The 20123-nt window shown below is 70.2% G+C and carries 12 protein-coding genes; 9 read left to right on the top strand and 3 right to left on the bottom strand.

The features are described 5' to 3' along the window. The first annotated feature begins 101 nt into the window (after window positions 1-101). On the top strand, window positions 102-3203 hold the full coding sequence (locus tag AC1UKG_RS12770) for an FAD-binding and (Fe-S)-binding domain-containing protein (protein WP_196230262.1): 3102 nt from the start codon (window positions 102-104) through the stop codon (window positions 3201-3203). 31 nt (window positions 3204-3234) lie between these two features. Next, complete coding sequence (locus AC1UKG_RS12765) at window positions 3235-3639, top strand: hypothetical protein (RefSeq protein WP_026271188.1); 405 nt, start codon at window positions 3235-3237, stop codon at window positions 3637-3639. A 166-nt stretch (window positions 3640-3805) separates the two neighbouring features. On the opposite strand, the gene AC1UKG_RS12760 is transcribed toward AC1UKG_RS12765, so the two are convergent. Next, window positions 3806-5593: a glycoside hydrolase family 15 protein gene (locus tag AC1UKG_RS12760; protein ID WP_018742996.1), complete on the bottom strand. Its 1788-nt coding sequence runs from the start codon at window positions 5591-5593 to the stop codon at window positions 3806-3808. Window positions 5594-5745: 152 nt separating this feature from the next. On the opposite strand from AC1UKG_RS12760, the gene AC1UKG_RS12755 reads away from it, so the two are divergent. Continuing rightward, entirely contained in the window at window positions 5746-6759 is a 1014-nt protein-coding gene (locus AC1UKG_RS12755; protein WP_026325173.1) for an SDR family oxidoreductase, read from the top strand. 81 nt (window positions 6760-6840) lie between these two features. On the opposite strand, the gene AC1UKG_RS12750 is transcribed toward AC1UKG_RS12755, so the two are convergent. Next, a complete protein-coding gene (locus AC1UKG_RS12750) occupies window positions 6841-8073 on the bottom strand; it encodes a hypothetical protein (RefSeq protein ID WP_018813573.1) in 1233 nt (410 codons plus the stop codon). Between the two features lie 63 nt (window positions 8074-8136). Continuing rightward, window positions 8137-9156, bottom strand: a complete 1020-nt coding sequence (locus AC1UKG_RS12745; protein WP_018742999.1) for a LacI family DNA-binding transcriptional regulator — start codon at window positions 9154-9156, stop codon at window positions 8137-8139. A 192-nt stretch (window positions 9157-9348) separates the two neighbouring features. Between AC1UKG_RS12745 and AC1UKG_RS12740 the strand changes: the two genes are divergently transcribed. The 6 genes from AC1UKG_RS12740 (at window position 9349) to AC1UKG_RS12715 (ending at window position 20054) form a co-directional block, all read left to right on the top strand. Then, window positions 9349-10629 carry an extracellular solute-binding protein gene (locus tag AC1UKG_RS12740; protein WP_018743000.1) on the top strand — a complete coding sequence of 427 codons (1281 nt, stop codon included), beginning with the start codon at window positions 9349-9351 and terminating at the stop codon, window positions 10627-10629. Between the two features lie 171 nt (window positions 10630-10800). After that, entirely contained in the window at window positions 10801-11673 is an 873-nt protein-coding gene (locus tag AC1UKG_RS12735; RefSeq protein ID WP_018743001.1) for a carbohydrate ABC transporter permease, read from the top strand. A gap of 2 nt (window positions 11674-11675) precedes the next feature. Next, window positions 11676-12590: a carbohydrate ABC transporter permease gene (locus AC1UKG_RS12730; protein WP_018743002.1), complete on the top strand. Its 915-nt coding sequence runs from the start codon at window positions 11676-11678 to the stop codon at window positions 12588-12590. A 52-nt stretch (window positions 12591-12642) separates the two neighbouring features. Next, the gene (locus tag AC1UKG_RS12725; protein ID WP_482641762.1) at window positions 12643-15066 is read left to right on the top strand and encodes an endo-beta-N-acetylglucosaminidase; all 2424 of its coding nucleotides are present in this window, start codon (window positions 12643-12645) and stop codon (window positions 15064-15066) included. Window positions 15067-15135: 69 nt separating this feature from the next. After that, window positions 15136-19332 (top strand): glycoside hydrolase family 38 N-terminal domain-containing protein, encoded by a 4197-nt coding sequence (locus AC1UKG_RS12720; RefSeq protein ID WP_018813575.1) that lies wholly within the window; start codon window positions 15136-15138, stop codon window positions 19330-19332. Beyond that, entirely contained in the window at window positions 19329-20054 is a 726-nt protein-coding gene (locus AC1UKG_RS12715; protein ID WP_482641761.1) for a DUF7158 domain-containing protein, read from the top strand. The genes AC1UKG_RS12720 and AC1UKG_RS12715 overlap by 4 nt, the downstream gene beginning before the upstream one ends. Window positions 20055-20123 lie beyond the last annotated feature (69 nt).

The following is a 20123-nucleotide window of genomic DNA, read 5'->3' as shown; positions in this document are numbered from 1 at the left end:
TAGCACAGGGACTAGTGGTATGAAACGGGCGGGAGCGCGGTGTGGGGGGTAGGGGAGCGGCGAGTTCACGTGCGGCGGGAGCGGCGGCCGTGAGTGAGGTCATGCTGCCCCAACCGGTCGTGCGCGCCCCCGGACCGGCGCTGGAGGTCGACCTGGCCGCCCTCGCCGCCGACCTCCGGGCGGAGGTGGACGGCGAGGTCCGGTTCGATGCCGGTTCCCGGGCCGCCTACTCCACCGACTCCTCCAACTACCGGCAGGTGCCGCTCGGGGTGGTGCTGCCCCGGACGATCGAGGCGGGAGTGGCGGCGGTCGCGGTGTGCCGTCGGCACCGGGCGCCGCTGGTCTCCCGAGGCGGTGGCACCAGCCTGGCCGGACAGTGCACCAACACCGCCGTCGTGCTGGACTGGTCGAAGTACTGCAACCTCCTGCTGGAGGTGGATCCGCAGGCGCGGACCTGCCTGGTGGAGCCCGGCATCGTCCTGGACTCACTCAACGCCCAACTCGCGTCGACCGGGCTCGAGTACGGCCCCCGCCCGTCCACCCACAGCCGCTGCACCCTGGGTGGCATGCTCGGCAACAACTCCTGCGGCGCCACCGCCCAGCGGACCGGCAAGGTGGTCGACAACATCGTCGAGTTGGAGGTACTGCTCTACGACGGCACCCGGTTCTGGGTCGGGGAGACCAGCGACGAGCAGTACGCCGAGATCCAGCTCCGGGGGGGCCGGCCGGCCGAGATCTACCGGCAGTTGCGGGCGCTGCGCGAGGAGTACCTCGCCGACATCCGTACCCGCTACCCACACATTCCGCGTCGGGTCTCCGGGTACAACCTCGACAGCCTCCTGCCGGAGAAGGGCTTCCACATCGCGCAGACCCTGGTCGGCTCCGAGGGCACGCTGGTCACCATTCTCCGGGCGCGGTTGCGGCTGGTGCCCGTGGTCAAGGCGTCCGCCCTCGTCTTTGTCAACTATCCGGACATCGCCGCGGCGGGTGACGATGTCATGCGGGTGTTGGCGCACAAGCCGGTCACCCTGGAGGGGATCGACCATCGCCTGGTCGCGGACGAGCGGCGCAGACGCCAGCGGCCCGCGGGGCTTCGGGAGATCCCCGAGGGCGGCGCCTGGTTGATGATCCAGATGGGCGGGGACACGCCAGGGCAGGCCCGTGCCGCCGCCAGTCGACTGATCGCCGCCGTCCGTGGTGGCGGTGCGGGAACCGTGCACGAATTCAACGATCCGGCCCACGAGCGGCAGATGTGGCAGGTTCGGGAGTCATCCCTGGGAGCGACCGCGCAGGTACGGGGCTCCGAGCGCACCTGGCCGGGCTGGGAGGACTCGGCTGTCGCCCCGGAGAAGCTCGGCGACTACCTGCGGGACCTGCGACAGCTCCTCGAGGAGTACGGCCTGGACCAGGCGTCGCTGTACGGCCACTTCGGGCAGGGGTGCGTGCACACGCGCATCCCGTTCGAGCTGAACACCCCCGATGGGGTGGGGCGGTTCCGCTCGTTCCTGGAACGGGCGGCTGACCTGGTCACCTCCTACGGCGGATCCTGCTCCGGTGAGCACGGGGACGGCCAGGCCCGGGGCGAGCTGCTGCCGAAGATGTACGGTGGCCGGCTGGTGCGGGCGTTCGGCCAGCTCAAGGCGATCTTCGACCCGGACGACCGGATGAATCCGGGCAAGACCGTGTCGCCCTATCCGCTCGACAGCCACCTGCGGTTGGGCGTCGACTACGACCACGGCCCGGTGCAGACCACCTTCGCCTACCCCCACGACGAGGGTAGTTTCGCCAACGCCGTGCTGCGCTGTGTCGGGGTGGGCCAGTGCCGCCGGCACGACGGTGCGGTGATGTGCCCCTCCTACATGGTCACGCGGGAGGAGGAGCACTCCACGCGGGGCCGCTCCCGGTTGCTCTTCGAGATGCTCGACGGCGGCGCCCGGGGCGGCAGCATCGACGACGGGTGGCGCTCCACCGCCGTCCGGGACGCCCTCGATCTCTGCCTGGCCTGCAAGGGCTGCAAGGCGGACTGTCCAGTGAATGTGGACATGGCGACCTACAAGGCGGAGTTCCTGTCGCACCACTACGCCGGGCGCCTCCGTCCTCGCGCGCACTATTCGATGGGGTGGCTGCCGGTGCTGGCGGCGGTGGCCGGAACCGTGCCGGGTGCGGTGAACGCCCTCACCCACGCGCCCGGTCTGGGCCGGCTGGCGAAGATGGCGGGCGGCATCGACCAGCGGCGCGACATCCCGACCTTCGCCGAGGAGAGCTTCCAGCGGTGGTTCGCACACCGGACCCCGACGGGGGACGGCCACCGCGGCGAGGTGCTGCTCTGGCCGGACACCTTCACCAACCGGCTCCATCCCGGGGTGGCCCAGGCCGCGGTGGAGGTGCTGGAGTCCGCCGGATGGCGGGTCCGGGTACCGGAGGGGCCGGTGTGCTGCGGGCTGACCTGGCTCTCCACCGGTCAACTCGGCGTCGCCAAGCGGGTGCTGCGACGTACGGTCGCGGCCCTTCGGCCCCACCTGCGGGCGGGTACCCGGGTGGTTGGTCTGGAACCGAGCTGTACGGCCGTCTTTCGTAGCGACGCCTACGAGCTCTTCCCGGACGACGAGGATGTCATCCGTCTCCGCCAGCAGACGGTCACCCTGGCCGAGCTCCTGCATGAGCACAGCCCCGGCTGGCAGCCGCCGCGGCTGCCGGCACACGCGTTGATCCAGACCCACTGCCACCAGCACGCCGTTCTGGGGACCGGCGCTGACCAGGCGGTGCTCACCGACGCTGGGGTGCGAGCCGACTTTCTCGATTCGGGCTGCTGCGGGCTGGCCGGCAACTTCGGCTTCGAGCAGGGGCACTACGAGGTCTCCGAGGCCTGCGCCGAACGGGTGCTCCTGCCGGCCGTTCGGGACGCCGGCGACACCGATGTGATTCTTGCCGACGGGTTCAGCTGCCGCACCCAGGTCGAACAGAGCGCCTCCGGCGGCCGCACGGCGCTTCACCTGGCCGAGTTACTGCGTGCGGGGTTGCACGGTGAGTCGGTGGTGTCCCGCCCGGAACGGCGCTGGGGACGCCGCCCGCAACCGCCGTCCCGGCGGGCGCGGCTGGCCGCGGTCGGGCTGGTCGGCCTGGCCGCACTCGCGCCGGTGCTCGCCCTGGTCGAGTCGAGGGCGCGGTGGTGGGGGAGGTCGAGGCCACGACGGCTGTGGTGAGGTGGGTTGGCATCGGATGGGGGCGGTAACGATGGTGGCGAAACAGGCGCCTGCCCGGATCAGGGGCCGGGGGGAGCTGACCCCGACCGCGGCGGTGGGGGAGCTGACCCGGTTGGTCTGGGGCGGGCTGCTCCTGGCCGCGCCCGACCGGGTGCTGCGGGTGCTGGGCGGCGATCCGGGTTCGACTCCGTCGGCGATCCTGCGGGTGCTCGGAGTCCGGCACCTGGTGCAGGCCGCGGTGCTGCTCCGATGGCCGACGCCCGTGGCGTTCCGGCTCGGTGCGGTCGCTGATGGGCTGCACGCGCTGACCGCGGTGGCGCTCATCGCCGATCGGCGACGGCGTCGGGTCGCCTTGACTGACGCCGCCGTCGCCACCGGCTGGACCATCCACGACGGTGTCGCCGCGAGCCGGGTGGGCGCCCGCGGCCGACGGTGACGGGCGCCTGGTGGCGCCGGAGAAGGCCGTCAGGCGGGCGGACGACCCGGCCGTGACCACCGAGGACGGTGCCGTCCACCCGCAGAGATCTATGGTTGGCCGGAGGCGAATCACACCAGCAGTGGTCCTCCGTGGGGGCGCACCGCGAACGTCGGCTGTCACGGCATCAGTCGGCACAGGGAGCGGCGTGGCCGAGGCGTACGGCGGTCTCGAGCATCAGCGCGTGCACGAAGGCCTGCGGTAGGTTGCCCCGTAGCTGCCGCTGCGCCACGTCGAGTTCCTCGGTGAAGAGCCCCGGTGGGCCGCACCCCGCCCGGTTGCGTTCGAACCACCGGTTCGCGGCGACGGCGTCGCCGGCCTGCCACTCGGCGATCGCCGCGGCGAAACCACAGAGCAGGAAGGCCCCTTCGGCGTCGCCAAGCGGGCGGCGGTCGGGTCGGAACCGGTACAGGTAGCCGTCCTGCTGGAGTTCGTTCAGCACCGCCCGACGGGTCGCCTCGGTGCGGGGGTCGCCTTCGGGGAGCGCACCGCGGATTCCCGGCAGCAGCAACGCCGAGTCGACGCGGGGATCGTCGTAGGCGCGCTGCCAGCGCCCGGAGGGGTGGAGGGCATGCGCCGTGGTGTCGGCGAGAATCGTGTCGGCGAGGGAAGCCCATCGGCCGGCCAGGCCGCCGGGCGCGATGCGGGCCGCCGCGCGCAGCCCGGCCACACAGGTCAGCTTCGAGTGGGTCCACTGCCGGGCCGGGAGCTCCCAGATGCCCGAGTCGGGCGACCGCCAGCACTTCTCGATGGCCTTGGCGGCGACGGTCAGTGCATGCCAGGAGGTGGCCTCCAGCCGTCCCCGTTCGGCGGCGGCTGCCAGGACCAGCAGCACGTCACCGTAGGCGTCCAGTTGGAACTGCCCGCCAACCCAGTTACCGGTCCGGGCCCTGGCCCCCGGATAGCCGGGCAGGAAGGTCAGCTCCTCTTCGGACGGTACGGTGCCACCATCGATGGTGTAGGCGGGAGCGAGTTGATCACCGTCGGCGAGGACCCGGTCGGTGAGGAACCGCACCGCGTCGTCGAGGAGGTCGTGCCGACCGATCAGGGCGGCGGCCTGTCCGGCGAACGACTGGTCGCGGATCCAGGCGTACCGGTAGTCGTAGTTGCGTCCGGCGAGCGCTCGCTCCGGTAGCCCCGTGGTCACCGCGGCGACCATCCCGCCGCCGGGCTGGGTCAGCCCGCGCAGCACCGTGTAGGCGAAGATCGCGTCCCGTCCCGCGGTGCCGCGCGACAGCGGGCGCAGCACGTCCTGCCAGGACTTCTCGGTGATCCGCCACAGCTCCGAGGCGTCGGGTGGCTTCCCCTCCAGGGGCTGGGTGGCGATCTCCAGCACCAGGTCAACCTGCCCACCGGCGGGCACCCGCAGCTCGCCGTCGAGCGGCCCCTCGGCGCTGGGTTTGAGGGGGTGGCCGCAGGTGTGGCGGAGGTGCAGGTCACCGGAGCGAGCGTGCCACAGCCCCCCGTCCTGCCGTACCTGGCGGAGCGGCTCTCGACCGAAGTTCGCCCGGGGGGCGAGCCGTACCCGGACCTTCGCGTCCTGGTCCACCGCGCGTACCTGGCGGAGCAGGACCACCCGCCCGGCGTCGCCGGGGAATGCCAGGGCCTCCCGGGTTTCGATGATTCCGTCGGTCGTCACCCATCTGTTGATCCAGATCAGCGAGTCGGGCTCGTACTGGCCGCCCCAGACGAAGCGCCGGTCCGTCGGGGTCACCAGGTAGCTGCCCCGGCCACCGAGGAGGCTGCTGAACAGCGGCGGGTCGGCCCACCGGGGGGCGCAGAGCCAGACGATGTTCCCGTCCGGGCCGACCAACGCCGCCCGCTGCCCGTCGGCGAGTAGTGCGTACTCCCGGAGCACGTTCGGTGAGTCCAGGTGGGGCGCTTCGGAGCTGTTCGTCCGTTCGTTCCGGGCCACGGCAGCACCTCCCCGCCCCCCGTACCCGATCGGCGGTCCCCGACACCCGTGGCAGCCAGCCAACCGGCCCGACTAACTCGAAACGCCCCGGGTAGACAGCGTGCCGAGGTGTGGAACCGGAGCAGGTCAACCCGGTACGGGAGGTGGCGCGGATGGGGCGCGGGCTACGGGATATCCAGGTGGCGGTGGTCACGGGTGCCAGTGGCGGGGTCGGGCGGGCCACCGTGCGGCAGCTGGCGCGGCCGGGGGTCACGATCGCCCTGTTGGCCCGCGGCCGTGCCGGTCTCGACGCCGCAGCCGATGATGTCCGCGCCGCTGGCGGCCACGCCGTGCCGATCGAGGTCGATATGGCCGACTACCATCAGGTCGCCGCCGCCGGCCAGCGGGTCGAGGACGAGCTGGGGCCGATCGACGTGTGGATCAACGTGGCGTTCAGCTCGGTCTTCGCGCCCTTCCAGCAGATCCGGCCCGAGGAGTTCCGCCGGACCACCGAGGTCGCCTACCTTGGCTACGTCTACGGCACCCGGGTGGCCCTGGATCACATGGTCCCGCGGGACCGGGGTGCCATCGTGCAGGTCGGATCGGCGCTGGCGTACCGGGGAATTCCCCTGCAGGCCGCCTACTGCGGGGCCAAGCACGCCATTGTCGGGTTCACCGAGTCGCTCCGTTGTGAGTTGCTGCACGACAAGAGCAACGTCAAGGTCACCATGGTGCACCTACCGGCGATGAACACCCCGCAGTTCTCGTGGCTGCTGTCCCGGCTGCCGCGGCACGCCCAGCCGGTGCCGCCGATCTACGAGCCGGAGGTCGCCGCCCGCTCGATCGTCGCCGCTGCCGCCCGGCCGGAGCGGCGAGCGTACTGGGTGGGTACGCCCACCGTCCTGACCATCCTGGCTAACCGGCTGGTGCCGGGGCTACTGGATCGCTACCTGGGCCGGACGGGTTACGACTCGCAGCAGACCAACCAGCCGGTCGGGCCGGACCAGCCGGTGAACCTGTGGCAGCCGGCCGATGGGCCCGGCGGCCACGACTTCGGTGCGCACGGCGCGTTCACCGATCGATCGCTGCGGCACAGCCCGCAGGCGTGGCTGTCCCGGCACCGGATGGTGTCGGTGGCGGGGGCGGCGGGCTTGCTCTTCGGCCTGCTCGCCTGGCGTCGTACCTGAGCGGCCGGCCGGGTCAGCGCCGGGCTGCGACAGCCCTGGCGCTGACCAGACCCTGCGGTGGTCGGTTGAGGGCGGACCCGGTTAGCGGATCGCGCCGATGCCGCGGGCGGCGAGGTAGCCCTCGTCGGTCACCCGGTCCGGGGTGACGATCGCGGTGGGCTCGGCCTGCCGGGCCTTCACCCATTCCTGGTGGAACGTGCTTCCCGGCGCGACCTCCGCCCGCCGTGCGGGCTCCTGGAGCGGGTTGATCGGCGCCACCAGCGCTGGTCGAGCCGGGGCTGCCGCGTGGGCCGCGGTGTCGCGGGCGAACTCGGCCAGGGCGAGCGCGGCCGGCTTCGGTCGGTGGTCAACAGTGAACAGGCCCAGATCGTATTCCCGGTCCGGGAAGTCGGTGAGGCGACGATCGATGTCGTGCGAGGACCACCAGGTGACGCCCCACAGTGCCGGGTTGCCACCCACCGTCGCCAGGGTGCGTGCGACGAACTCGCCGGCCTGCTCCGCCGGTACGTCCGGCCGGGGCACCCCGACCTCCTGCAGCCACACCGGGCGGGTCGGTTCCGGGGCGCTGGAAGCGGCGAGCTCCAGCAGGTAGTCGGCGTGTGAGGTGGTGGCCGGCCCGAGTGGTCCATCGATGCGCGAGGTGCCGTTGAACACCCAGGAGTGCACCGTGGTCAGGTCGCCCAGCTCGACGGCCTCGGCGGGGTGGAAGGGGTGATCGGGGGCGTACCACGCGTCGTCGAAGACGGAGTGCAGGCGGAGCACGTCGGGCGCCGCGGTGCGGACCACCTCGAGTAGCTCCGCCGCCCACTGGTGGGAGGCGTCCGGGGTGGTGGGGTTGGCTGGCCAGAGGTTGTTGACCTCGTTGCCGAGGGTGATGGCGAAGACGTTGGGGCGCGTCGCGACCTCGGTGCTGAGCCGCCGGACGTACTCGTTGATGCCGTCACGTGCCGCCCGGTCGGTGAAGATGCTGCTCTGGTGCCAGGTGAGCACCCAGGAGGGCAGGAAGTCGAAGCTGGACAGATGCCCCTGGAGCAGGTCGACCGAGACCCCGAGGTCGAACTCCGCCGCCACGTCGATCAACGAGAGCAGGTCGTCGATCGGCTGCTGGCGTAGGAGCGCGCGGTTGGGTTGGATCCACGGCCAGATCGGGAAGACGCGTACGTGGTCCAGGCCGATGCTCGCCAGGTCCTCGAGGTCGCGGCGGGCCGCGTCCGCCGAGAAGTCGAGCCAGCTGTAGAACCAGCCGTCAGACGGTACGTAGTTGGCGCCGAGGCGGAACCGTCGAGGGTGCTTAATGCGGTCATTCGTGGTCAAAGGGTCCTCCGTGTGGAAAGCCGGGTAGACGGATGCTAAACCGTTTTACCCGACAGGTGAGCACTAGGTGCGGTGTGGCGAGGTGCTCTCCCGCGTGATCAGCCGGGGCGTCTCGGTCTTGTGGTTCTTCGTCTTCGTGGGGTTGGCCAGGACCGCCATCATGGTCTGGGCCGCCTGCACGCCGAAGCGGTAGGTGTCGCGGGACAGCGCGGTGAGGGAGGGGTGGGTGAGCTGGGCCAACACCGAGTCATCGAAGGAGACGATCGACAACTCGTGTGGGACGGCGACCCCCATCTCCAGCGCGACGCCCAACCCGGCGACGGCCATCAGGTCACTGTCGTAGATGATCGCCGTTGGGCGGCCGGCCCCGGCGAGCAGCTTGCGTGTGGCTGCCGCGCCCTGGGCGTCGCTGAAGTCGGTGTGCAGTGACCGGGCGCGGGGGAGCGCCAGCCGGGTGGCGGCGTCGCGCAGTGCTCGGGAACGGCGCTGGGTGTGCTGAAACTCGGGTAGCCCCGACACGTGGGCGATCCGGGTGTGGCCGAGCACCGCGAGGTACTCCACCGCCGAGAGCATCGCCGCTCGGTCATCGGCCCAGACCGAGGAGACGCGCCCGTGCCGGCCCGGCCCGCCGACCACGACGGCCGGGATCTCGAGCTGCTCCACCACGGCGATGCGTGGGTCGCGAACCTTCAGGTCGATCAGTACCAGGCCGTCCACCCGGCGTTCGGAGACCCAGCTCCGGTAGATCTCGATCTCCGCTCGGGTGTCCTCGACGATCATCAGGTGCAGCGCGATCGACTGACTGGAGAACTCCGCCTGCAGGCCGGAGAGGAGGCGAGCGAAGAAGGGCTCCACCCCGAGGGTGCGCGCGGGGCGCGCGATCACCAGCCCGACGGCGTCGGCGCGGGCTCCGCCGAGAGCCCGCGCGGCACTGTGTGGGCGCCAGTTGATCTCTTCAGCCACGCGCAGGATACGCGCCCGGGTGGCCTCGCTGACGCCGGGCCGGCCGTTGAGCGCGAACGAGACCGCACCCTTGGAGACCCCGGCCCGTTGGGCGATGTCGGCGATTGTCGGTCGCTGCATCTGGCCACGCTCCCCCTCCAGGCGGCTACCGAGAAGCAACGGTCGGTAGACCGCTCTTGACACGCGATTCTAACCGGGGGGATAGTCCGTTCACTAGACCGGTTTATCATTGCCGGCGGATCGCCTGTGAGCACCGGACACGCCCGATCCGACGGGGGTAGCCGGCTGACTAATAGTTAGGGGCGGAGAGAGATGCGAACACGCTTGGCCGGGCTTGCCCTGTCGTCGGCCGTGCTGATGGCCGTCGCGGGATGCGGGCTGTCCGGCACGGACACCAGTGATGACCAGGTAGACATCACCGGTGAAGTCAAAGGCACGGTGACCCTGCAGACCTGGGCCCTGAAGCCCAAGTTCACCGACTACATGCAGGGTGTTATCGACGGGTTCGAGAAGGAGTACCCGGGAACGACCGTAAAGTGGCTGGACCAGCCCGGTGACGGCTACTCGGAGAAGGTGCTCAGCCAGGCGGCCAGCAATGAGCTGCCCGACGTGACGAATCTCCCACCGGACTTCGCCCTGCCGCTCGCCGAGCAGGGGTTGCTGCTCGACGTCGACCAGGCCGACGACAAGCTCCGCGAGGAGTACGTCGCGGGCGCCGTCGCCTCCTACGAGTACGCCGGTCAGACCGGGGTCTACGGCTACCCGTGGTACCTCAACACCGACGTGAACTACTGGAACACGGAGCTGCTGTCCCAGTACGGCTTGGACGCCACCACGCTCCCGACCACGACCGAGGAACTGGTCGACCAGGCCCGGATCGTCAAGGAGAAGTCCGGCGGCAAGGTCCACCTGCTGAGCCGGATGCCCAGCGTCGAGGATCTGACCAAGGCCGGAGTCGACATCCTTTCCTCGGACGGCAAGGAGTTCGTCTTCAACACCCCCGAGGCCGTGGCGGTCCTCGACACCTACCGGGACGCGTTCGCCGAAGGGCTCCTGCCCAGCAACGTGCTGACCGACGCCTACCTCGGCAACATGGAGCTGTTCAAGAAGCAGCAGGTCGCCTGGACCACCGGTGGCGGTAACTCGATCAACACCATCAAGGTCGACAACCCGTCGCTGGCCGAGAAGATCATCGCGTCACCGGCGATCGGCACCCCGCCGCTGTACACTCAGGGGCTGTCGGTGGCCAAGGGCAGCGACAACCTGCCCGCGGCCATCGCCCTCGCCCGTTGGGTGACCAACGCGGAGAACCAGGCGGCCTTCGCTGAGGTCGTGCCCGGCATCTTCCCGAGCACTGTCGCCTCCGCTGAGGATCCGCAGTTCAGCGAGAGCGACGGCACCAACGCCGGGGACGCGAAGAAGATCGCCTTCACCTCGCTGGCTGAGGCGGAGCTGTTGAAGCCCGTCATCGTCGACGAGGCGATGGCCGACTTCATCAACCAGCAGTTCTCCCTCGCGATCAGCGGCGACATCACCTCCCAGCAGGCGCTGGACAAGGCAGTCGAAAAGTGCAACGAACTGCTCAACAACTGATCGGCCGAGCCGGGCCGGTCCCACGTTGACCAGCGGTGCTCGGCCGGACCGGAACCCGGCCGGCCGAGCACCGGCGCCGCCCGCGCCACGGCGCCGCCACTGCCATCACCTCTCGTTGCGCGACTTACCGCATCGCCGCGCCACCCAATCGGAAAAGCAGAGCGGGACGTAATGAAAACTCAGCGTTGGTTCACCCCCTGGTTGTTGCTCGGGCCTGCCCTCGTCTGGCTGCTGGTGTTCAACCTCTGGCCAGCGATCAACACCGTGGTCCTCGCGTTCACCAACGCCAAGCCACTCGGCGGTGGAAGCTTCACTGGAGTGGCCAACTTCGAGCGCATGCTCAATGACGATCAACTCGTCTACGCGCTGGTGAACAGCATCGTCTATATGCTGGTCTGCTTACCCCTGTTGCTTTTCCTGCCGCTGCTGCTCGCGGTGCTGCTGGAGAAGAAGCTGCCGGGCATCACGTTCTTCCGCACGGCCTTCTACACCCCGGTGATCGCCTCTGCGGTGGTCGTGGCGCTGATCTGGACCTGGTTGCTGGAGGACCGCGGCCTGGTCAACGGGCTGGCCCAACAGCTCGGCTTCCTCACCGAACCGCTGCCCTTCCTCAGCGGGCGCTGGCTGCTGTTGTTCAGTGCGATCAGCCTCACCGTGTGGAAGGGGCTGGGTTACTACATGATCATCTACTTGTCGGCGTTGGGGAACGTCTCCCGTCAGCTACACGAGGCGGCCGCGGTTGACGGCGCCGGCCCGATCCGCCGGTTCTGGTCGGTGACCGTGCCGGGCGTGCGCACCACGATGTTGCTGGTCAGCGTCCTGGTCACCGTCTCCGCACTGCGGGTCTTCACCGAGCTGTTCGTCCTCACCAACGGCACCGGTGGGCCCGGCGGCCGGACCATGTCCCTGGTCATGCTCATCCAGATGTACAGCCGGGGCTTCACCGGGCACCTGGGCTACGCCTCGGCGCTGAGCCTGGTCTTGTTCGTGATCACTATCGGCCCCATGCTTCTCCTCCTGCGCCTGAACCGGAAGGCGGCCTAGCCATGACCCAGCTCACCACCCCTCCCGCCGGTGCTCCGGCGAAGACGCCGGCCTCGTCGCCGAAGCGACGGCGGCGGGGCTCGGGTTTCGGCACCATGCGGCGGCGCGAGAAGGTGCTCCGGTATGCGTTGCTGCTGCTGGCGCTGGTGGTGACCGTCGGGCCGTTCGTGTGGCAGCTGTCCACCTCCTTGAAGGGCGCCGGCGAGAACATCTACACCGCGACCCCGCAGTTCATTCCCTCCAATCCGACGTTCGACAACTACCTGCGGGTGGCCGAGACGATCCCCGTCCTGTCGTACGCGAAGAACTCGCTGATCGTGGCGGCGATGGCGGTCGTCGGTAACGCCGTGGGCGCCACCCTGGCCGGGTTCGCCCTCGCCAAGCTGCACTTCCGGGGCCGGACGCTGTTTCTCGCGCTGGTGCTCGGCACCCTGGTGCTGCCCGGCGAGGTGACGATCATCTCGCAGTACGTGACGGTTCGCAGCCTCGGTCTGGCCGACACGTTGGTCGGTGTGGCGCTGCCCACCGCTGTCGCCATGTTGAACGTGCTGTTGATGCGCGCGGCGTTCATGGCGATCCCCGACGAGATGGACGAGGCGGCGGTGATCGACGGCGCGTCGGCCTGGCAACGGCTGATCCATGTCGGGCTCCCGAACGTGCGGGGCATGCTCAGCGTCATCACGATCTTCGCCTTCATTGGCGCCTGGGATGACTTCCTGTGGCCGCTGATCGTGTTGACCGACCCGCAGAACTACACCCTCACCGTCGGCCTGCAATACCTCAGCGGGGCGTTCACCGCGAACCCGCGGGTCATCGCGGCCGGCACGATGATCGCGTTCATTCCGATCGTCATTGTCTTCGCGACGCTGCAGCGGTTCTTCTTCCGCGGCGTCGAGGAGGGGGCGATCAAGGGGTAACCCTCGCCCCACCCCCCACCCCCACCCCCCACCCCCATGGAGGTGATCCTGGATGCGACGCCTGTTCCTGTCCCTGCTGGTTGGTGCCACAGTCGTGGCTGGCAGCACCCTCAACGCGGCCCCCACCGCGGCAGCCAACACCGCCCCGCAGGACGGCAGTCAGCCGTACGCCTCGTACTGGTTCCCGAACGAGATCCTCGACTGGGACCCGGAGACCGACCCCGACGCCCGCTTCAACCGAGCGACTGTTCCGCTCCAGAATCGGGTCTCCGACCCCGCACTGAAGGCCAACCCGAATGCGCGGGCCGGCGAGGGCCGGGTGGCGTCACTGGTGTCGTTCGCCACGACGTCGGACAACCCGTCCCAGGGCTCGCTCGACGAGGACTACTACGCGTTCGGTCACTGGCAGTACATCGACACCCTGGTCTTCTGGGGCGGATCGTCCGTCGAGGGCCTGATCCTGGCGCCGAACCCGACGGTGATCGACGCCGCACACCGCAACGGCGTCAAGGTGTACGGCACGGTCTTCTTCCCGCCGGTCGCCTACGGCGGCAAGCTCGAATGGGTGCACGACTTCGTGCGTAAGTCGGGCTCGACGTATCCGGTCGTCGACAAGCTCGCGGAGGTCGCCGAGTACTACGGCTTCGAGGGCTGGTTCATCAACCAGGAGACGACGGGTGGCGACGCCGCCCTCGCCACGGAACTTCGCAATGTGATGACCTACGGCCGGAACAAGGGCGTGGAGTTCATGTGGTACGACGCGATGACCGAATCCGGCGCCATCTCCTGGCAGAACGCGCTCACCACCGCCAACGACTCGTTCCTGGGCGGCCCGACGCCGGTGTCGGACTCGATGTTCCTTAACTTCTGGTGGTCCACCGGCGGCCTGGCCTCGTCCCGGGACCGCGCCGAGTCCCTCGGGCGCAGCGGGTACGACCTGTACACCGGCATCGACACCGAAGCCAACGGCTACCAGACCAACGTCAACTGGAACGCCCTGTTCCCCGCCGGTGAGTCGCACGTCACCTCCCTGGGCATCTACCGCCCGGAGTGGACCTGGACGTCGTCGAGTGGCCCGGCCGATTTCCGGGCGCGCGACTCCCGCTACTGGGTCGGCGCGAACGGCGACCCGTCGAACACCACGACCTCCTCGCCCTGGAAGGGGCTCGCCAACTACGTTGCCGAGTCCACGCCAGTGACCCAGAAGCCCTTCGTGACCAGCTTCAACACCGGAAACGGTGATGCTTACCACGTCCTGGGTGAGCGGGTGCGCACCGGAGGCTGGAACAACCTGTCGATGCAGGACGTGCCGCCGACCTACCAGTGGCTGGTCTCCTCGACCGGCACGAAGCTGACGCCGTCGCTCGACTTCACCGATGCCTACGAGGGCGGCTCGACGCTGCGGCTCAACGGCCGGCTGGACGCGACGAACACCGTGCGCCTCTACCAGACCGACCTGCCGGTCGCCGCGGACACCAAGCTGTCGACGGTCGTCAAGACCCCGGCCGCCGGTGCGACCCACCTGAGCGTGGCGGTGGCCTTCACCGACGCCCCGAACACCTTCACCACTCTCGACCTCGGGTCGACCGCCGGTGCCGGTTGGGAGCGTCGCGTTCTCGACCTGTCCGCCTACGCCGGTAAGACCATCGCCCAGATCGGGCTGCAGGCGTCGGCCCCGGCCGTTGTGCCGTCCTACGACATCAAGGTCGGCCAGCTCGCCGTGTACGACGGGGCCGTGGACACCGCTGCCACGCCGACCGATCTGACCGTGCTGGGCAGCACCGACGTCTCGGCGACCCGCAAGTCGTTGCGGCTGGGCTGGACCCCGTCGGACAGCGGATCGGTGCACCACTACGATGTGTTCCGCCGTAACCCGGACGGCAGCCGGACCCACCTGGGCGCGACGCCGAACGACGTGTACTTCGTGCCGCAGCTCGACCGGGTTGGCGCCGAGAACAGTGCGGTCATCGAGGTCGAGGCGGTGTCGACCGAGTACGGCCGCTCCACCGCGGCGACCACGACCGTCACCTGGTCCGGAACGAGGCCGATCACGACGAACCTGGCTCTCGACCGGCCGGCGACAGCGTCCGGGCAGTGCACCGCTGCCGAAGGACCGGCCAAAGCCGTCAACGGCAGTGTCTCCGGCGGGAACAGCGACAAGTGGTGCACGACGACCGCTGACCAGTGGCTCGAAGTTGACCTGGGCTCGGTCCGTTCCCTCGACCGGTTCGTCGTCGCACACGCCGCCGCGGGCGGTGAGTCGGCCTCGTGGAACACCCGCGACTTCACCATCGACGTACGGTCCACGGCCTCGGACCCGTGGACCACGGCCGTCACCGTCACCGACAACACCGCCGAGCTGACGACACATCCGGTGGATGTCAGCGCACGGTACGTGCGGTTGGTGGTCGACACCCCGACCCAGGGCGGCGACCCCGCCACCCGTATCTACGAGTTCGAGGCCTGGGGCGAGTAGCCTTCCCCTCCTGCCCCCAACGTGAGCCTGTTTGCGCTGGTGGGCGTACCAACAAGAAAGGATGACCCCGTGTCGGTCATGATTACCGCCGTCGAGTCCACCGACCTGTTCGTCGGTACCGAGGACAACCCGCGTCAGGTGCTCCGCGTGACACTTGACGGCCCGCCCGGTCCGGTTACCGTCACCGGGCCCGGTGTCTCCGGTAACGCGACCGGCACGGGCGTCGTCGAGGTCCCCCTGGACATCGACGACCGAACCCCCGGCACGCAGGTGCCGGTAACTGTCACGGCCGGCGACGCGACCGCGGAGGCAACGGTCGTGGTCGCCGAGCCGGGCTGGACGATGTTCCTCGTCTCACACTTCCACTACGACCCGGTGTGGTGGAACACCCAGGCCGCGTACACCTCGCCGTGGGAGCTGCTCTCCGGCGACGCCACCACCCGGCCGCTCTGGGAGCGCAACGGCTTCGCGCTGGTGGACGCGCACATGGACCTCGCCCTGCGCGACCCGGTGTACACCTTCGTCCTCGCCGAGATCGACTACCTGAAGCCGTACTTCGATCTGCATCCCGAGCGTCGGGCCGACCTGCGCCTGCTGATCGAGCGCGGCCAGGTCGAGCTGATCGGTGGCACCTACAACGAGCCCAACACCAACCTCACCGGCGCCGAGACCACCATCCGGAACATCATCTACGGTGTCGGCTACCAGCGGGACATCCTCGGTGGGGACCCGCAGACGGCCTGGCAGCTGGACGTGTTCGGGCACGACCCGCAGTTCCCGGGCTACCTCGCCGACGCCGGGCTGACCGGTTCGGCCTGGGCCCGCGGCCCGTTCCACCAGTGGGGGCCGATCCAGAAGAACTTCCGCGAGGCCAAGAACGACGCGACGGTGATGCAGTTCCCGAGCGAGTTCGAGTGGATCTCGCCGTCGGGGCTCGGTGTTCTCACCCACTTCATGCCGCACCACTACTCGGCCGGCTGGTGGATGGACTCCTCGCCGGACCTGGCAAGCGCCGAGAAGGCCGTCTACGAGCTGTACCAGCGCCTCAAGCCGGTCGGCGCGACGAAGAACCTGCTGCTGCCGGTGGGTACCGACTACACCCCGCCGAACAAGTGGGTCACCGAGATTCACCGCTCGTGGGCCGAGAAGTACGTCTGGCCCCGGTTCGTCTGCGGTAACCCCCGGGACTTCCTCGCGGCCGTCCGCGCGGAGCTGGCGGAAGCCGGACGTCGCCCCAGCCCCCAGACGCGGGACATGAACCCGGTCTACACGGGCAAGGATGTCTCCTACATCGACACCAAGCAGGCCCAGCGGGCCGGCGAGGTCGCCGCCGTGGACGCGGAGAAGCTGGCGACGCTGGCCGCGCTGGAAGGGCTCGGTCGGTACCCCGACGCCGCGCTGGACAAGGTCTGGCGGCAGCTCGCCTACGGTGCCCACCACGACGCCATCACCGGATCGGAGTCCGACCAGGTCTACATCGACCTGCTCTCCGGCTGGCGGGAGGCGTACGACCTGGCGGCCGCCGTCCGGGACCGGTCGTTGGAGGCGCTCGTCGGGACGGTCGACACCACCGGTGACGGAACACCGATCGTCGTCACGAACACCCTCTCCTTCGTCCGCTCCGACCTGGTGTCGGTCCGGCTTCCCGAGGGCCACGACGGTGGCCGGGTGATCGATGACACCGGCGTCGAGGTGCCGGCCGTCGTTGACCGGGGAACGCTGCGCTTCCACGCCGCCGACGTCCCCGCCCTGGGCTGGCGGACCTGGCGGTTGCTGCCGGGCGTCTCCAGCGCCGAACCGGCCTGGACGCCCGCCGAGGGTGCCGCGATCGAGAACGCCTACTACCGGGTCACCGCCGACGCCGAGCGCGGTGGCGGGCTCGACAGCATCTACGACAAGATCTCGGACCGCGAACTGATCCGCGCCGACCACCTCGGTAACGAGCTGCGGATCTATGAGGAGTACCCGACCCACCCCGACTTCGGCGAGGGCCCGTGGCACCTGCTCCCGAAGGGCCCGGTCGTGGGTAGCGCGGCGGCGGGGGCGACGGTCCGCGTCGAGACCAGCCCGATCGGCACCCGCCTGGTGGTCACCGGCGTCGTGGAGGAGATCGGCTACGAGCAGACGATCACGCTCTGGCACGGTGTGCGGCGGGTGGACTGCCGTACCCGCATCGTCGACTTCGCCGGCGCCGACCGGCTGGTTCGGGTGCGGTTCCCGGTCGACCTGCCCGGTGCCCTGCCCGTCTCCGAGGTTGCCGCCGCGGTGGTCGGCCGCGGGTTCGCGCTACCGGACGTGGACGCCGCAACGGCACCCTGGACGCTGGACAACCCGGCCAACACCTGGTTCGGGCTCGGCTCCACCGCGCGGGTCTCGCTCTCCGACGCCGCCGGTGCCCCGCTGGGGGACCGTGCCCTCGGCGTCGCCGAGGTGGTCACGCCCACGCTCGACGAGGCGGCCGACGCCCGCGACCTGGTCGTCGCGCTGGCCGCAGTCGGTGTCACGGTGACGACCGCCAGTGCTGACTGGGCGCGGTACGGCTGGCTCGACGTCGACTCGAACCTGCCCGACTTCCGCATTCTCATCGGTGGGGCGCAGGACAACGACGCCACCCGGGAGCTGTTGGAGCGGGCGGGCCCGGAGTACGTCGAGGCGCTGGCGCAGCACGGCCGGGTCTGGATTCCTGCGGAGAAGCCGCTGCACGAGGTGTGGCAGCCCAACGCCGACCTGCGGGACCTGCGGGCGCTGCCGGCGCTCGTGGTCACCGACGTCGCCGCGCTCACCGAGGATGTCGCGGACGCCCAGATCCAGGCGCCCTGCCCGGGTTCGGTGCCGGCCTCGGAGCTGCTGGTCAACCACACCGTCGCGATGCTCACCTACGGGCTGCCCGGCTTCGCCGTCGACCCGACCGGAGCGCTGCACCTGTCGCTGATGCGTTCCTGCACCGGCTGGCCGTCCGGGGTCTGGATCGACCCGCCGAAGCGGACCCTTCCCGACGGCGCCTCGTTCCAGCTGCAGCACTGGACCCACGAGTTCAACTACGCGGTGACCAGTGGCGACGGCGACTGGCGGGCGCTCACACTGCCCGCACAGGGCCAGGAGTTCAACCACCCGCTGTACGGCCGGGTTGTGGAGAACCACCCGGGAACGAAGCCGGCGACGCACTCGTACCTGGGGGTGGAGCCGGCCCGGGAGGTGCTGATCGGCACGCTCAAGCCCACCGGTAACCCGATCGCGCACGGCGCTGCCGCGGCTTCGGACCCGGCGGACGCGGTCAGCCTGCGGCTGCTGGAGTCGACCGGACTTGGCCGCTCCGCGACCCTGACCGGTGCGCTGGCCCTGTCCGACACGCACCAGGCCGACCTGTTGGAACGTCGTGGTGCGCCGCTCGCGGACTCGATCGAGTTGGCGGGTTCGCAGGTCACCACGGTCGTCGGTGTGCCGGCCGCGGCCCCGCGCAGCGAGGAGCCGCTCGGACCCGAGGTCGAGATCGCCCAGCCGGTGCACTCCCGGTACTGGTTGCACAACCGGGGTCCGGCGCCGATGGGCTACCTACCGGTCTCCGTGGGCGTTTCACCGGGGCTGCTGCGGACCGTCAGCGAGCCGGTCGAGGTCTCCGTGGTGCTCGCCTCGCACCTGCGGGACGCGGCCGTCGAGGGGACCGTCAGCGTCCTCGTACCGCAGGGGTGGACGGCCTCCCTGGGTAGCCGGCCGTACCGGCTCGACCCGGATGGGCAGCTCCGCTTCGACGTCACGGTGACGCCTCCGGCCGGGGTGGAGTCCGGGCTGTACTTCATCACCGCCCGGACCGAGCACCTTGGGCAGACGATCGAGGATGTCGCCACGGTCGCGGTCGGCGAGCTGCCCGCGCTGCTGCCGGTGCCCGGAGACATTCCGGAGGACGCGGACGCGATGCAGGGCACGACGGCCGAGACGGGACGTGACACCGGGCTCACGGTGGACGTCACCACCACCTCGGTCACCGTCGCTCCCGGTGGGCGGGCGACTATCGGCGTGTCGATGCACAACCGCACCCGGGGGGAGATCCGGGCTGAGCTCCAGCTCGTCTCGCCCTGGGGCACCTGGGACGCCATCGCCGAGCCGATCCGCGGCGTCGCGTTGGCCGCCGGCGAGTCCGACACGTTCACCTTCGACGTCGTTCCCCCGCGGGACGCCGATCCGGGCCGCTTCTGGGCGCTGGTGAAGGTGATGTGGTTCGGCCGTTGCCAGTACGCCCCGACGGTTGAACTGGTGCTGGAGCCATGACCACCGCGCAGCTCGACGAGTCGGTGCTGGGCTGGCTCGACGGACGGCCACTGGACCGTACGGAACTCGACCGCCGGCTCGCCGCCCTGCGCGGCGGGCTGCGGTCCTCCGCACTGCCGGTGCCCGGGAGCGCGGAGGACCGGCAGCTGACCCGCTGGGTGGCGCAGGTGATCCTGACCGAACAGCTCTGCGTCGCGGAGGCCGAGGCCCGTGGTCTCGACGTGACGGGTGCGCCACTGGTGCGGTTGGACCAGCTGGCCGCCGTCGAGTTCGGATCCATCACCGCAGCGGCGTTCGAGGGCTGCGCCGCGGTCCGAGCCCTGTATGCGGAGCTGACCGCGGAGGTCACCGCGCCAGCGGAGCAGGTCGCTGCCTATCGTGCGGCGACCGCTGCGCGGTCGGCCGGAGTCGTGTGGCAGCTGTCCGCTGCGGATGGCGACTTCGAGGCGACCCCGGACTCGTTGCCGTCGGCGTTGGCGGAGGCGCTGCGCTCGGCCACGCCGGGGGAGACGGTCACCGTCGGCTCGTGGACGGTGGTGCTTCGGGGGCGCCGGGAGTCGGTCGATCCAGCTCTTGATCCGACTGATCGGATCAACGACTCCGCGCGCCGGGTCGCCTTTGTCCGGTGGCTCGACCACGCTCGCGCGCACCGGCTTCGGCTGGTGCCGGGGCTGGAGCACCCGGGCGACCCGAACCAGCCCGACAACTACCACCGGCACTGACGCTCCGGCCGGGGGGGGGGGGGGGGGGGGGGGGGGGGGGGGGGGGGGGGGGGGGGGGGGGGGGGGGGG

It is taken from the genome of Salinispora sp. CH2A1_6, from assembly GCF_056820975.1.
The sequence above is the reverse complement of the archived record's forward strand: the minus strand, read 5'-3'. Positions and strand labels throughout refer to the sequence as shown.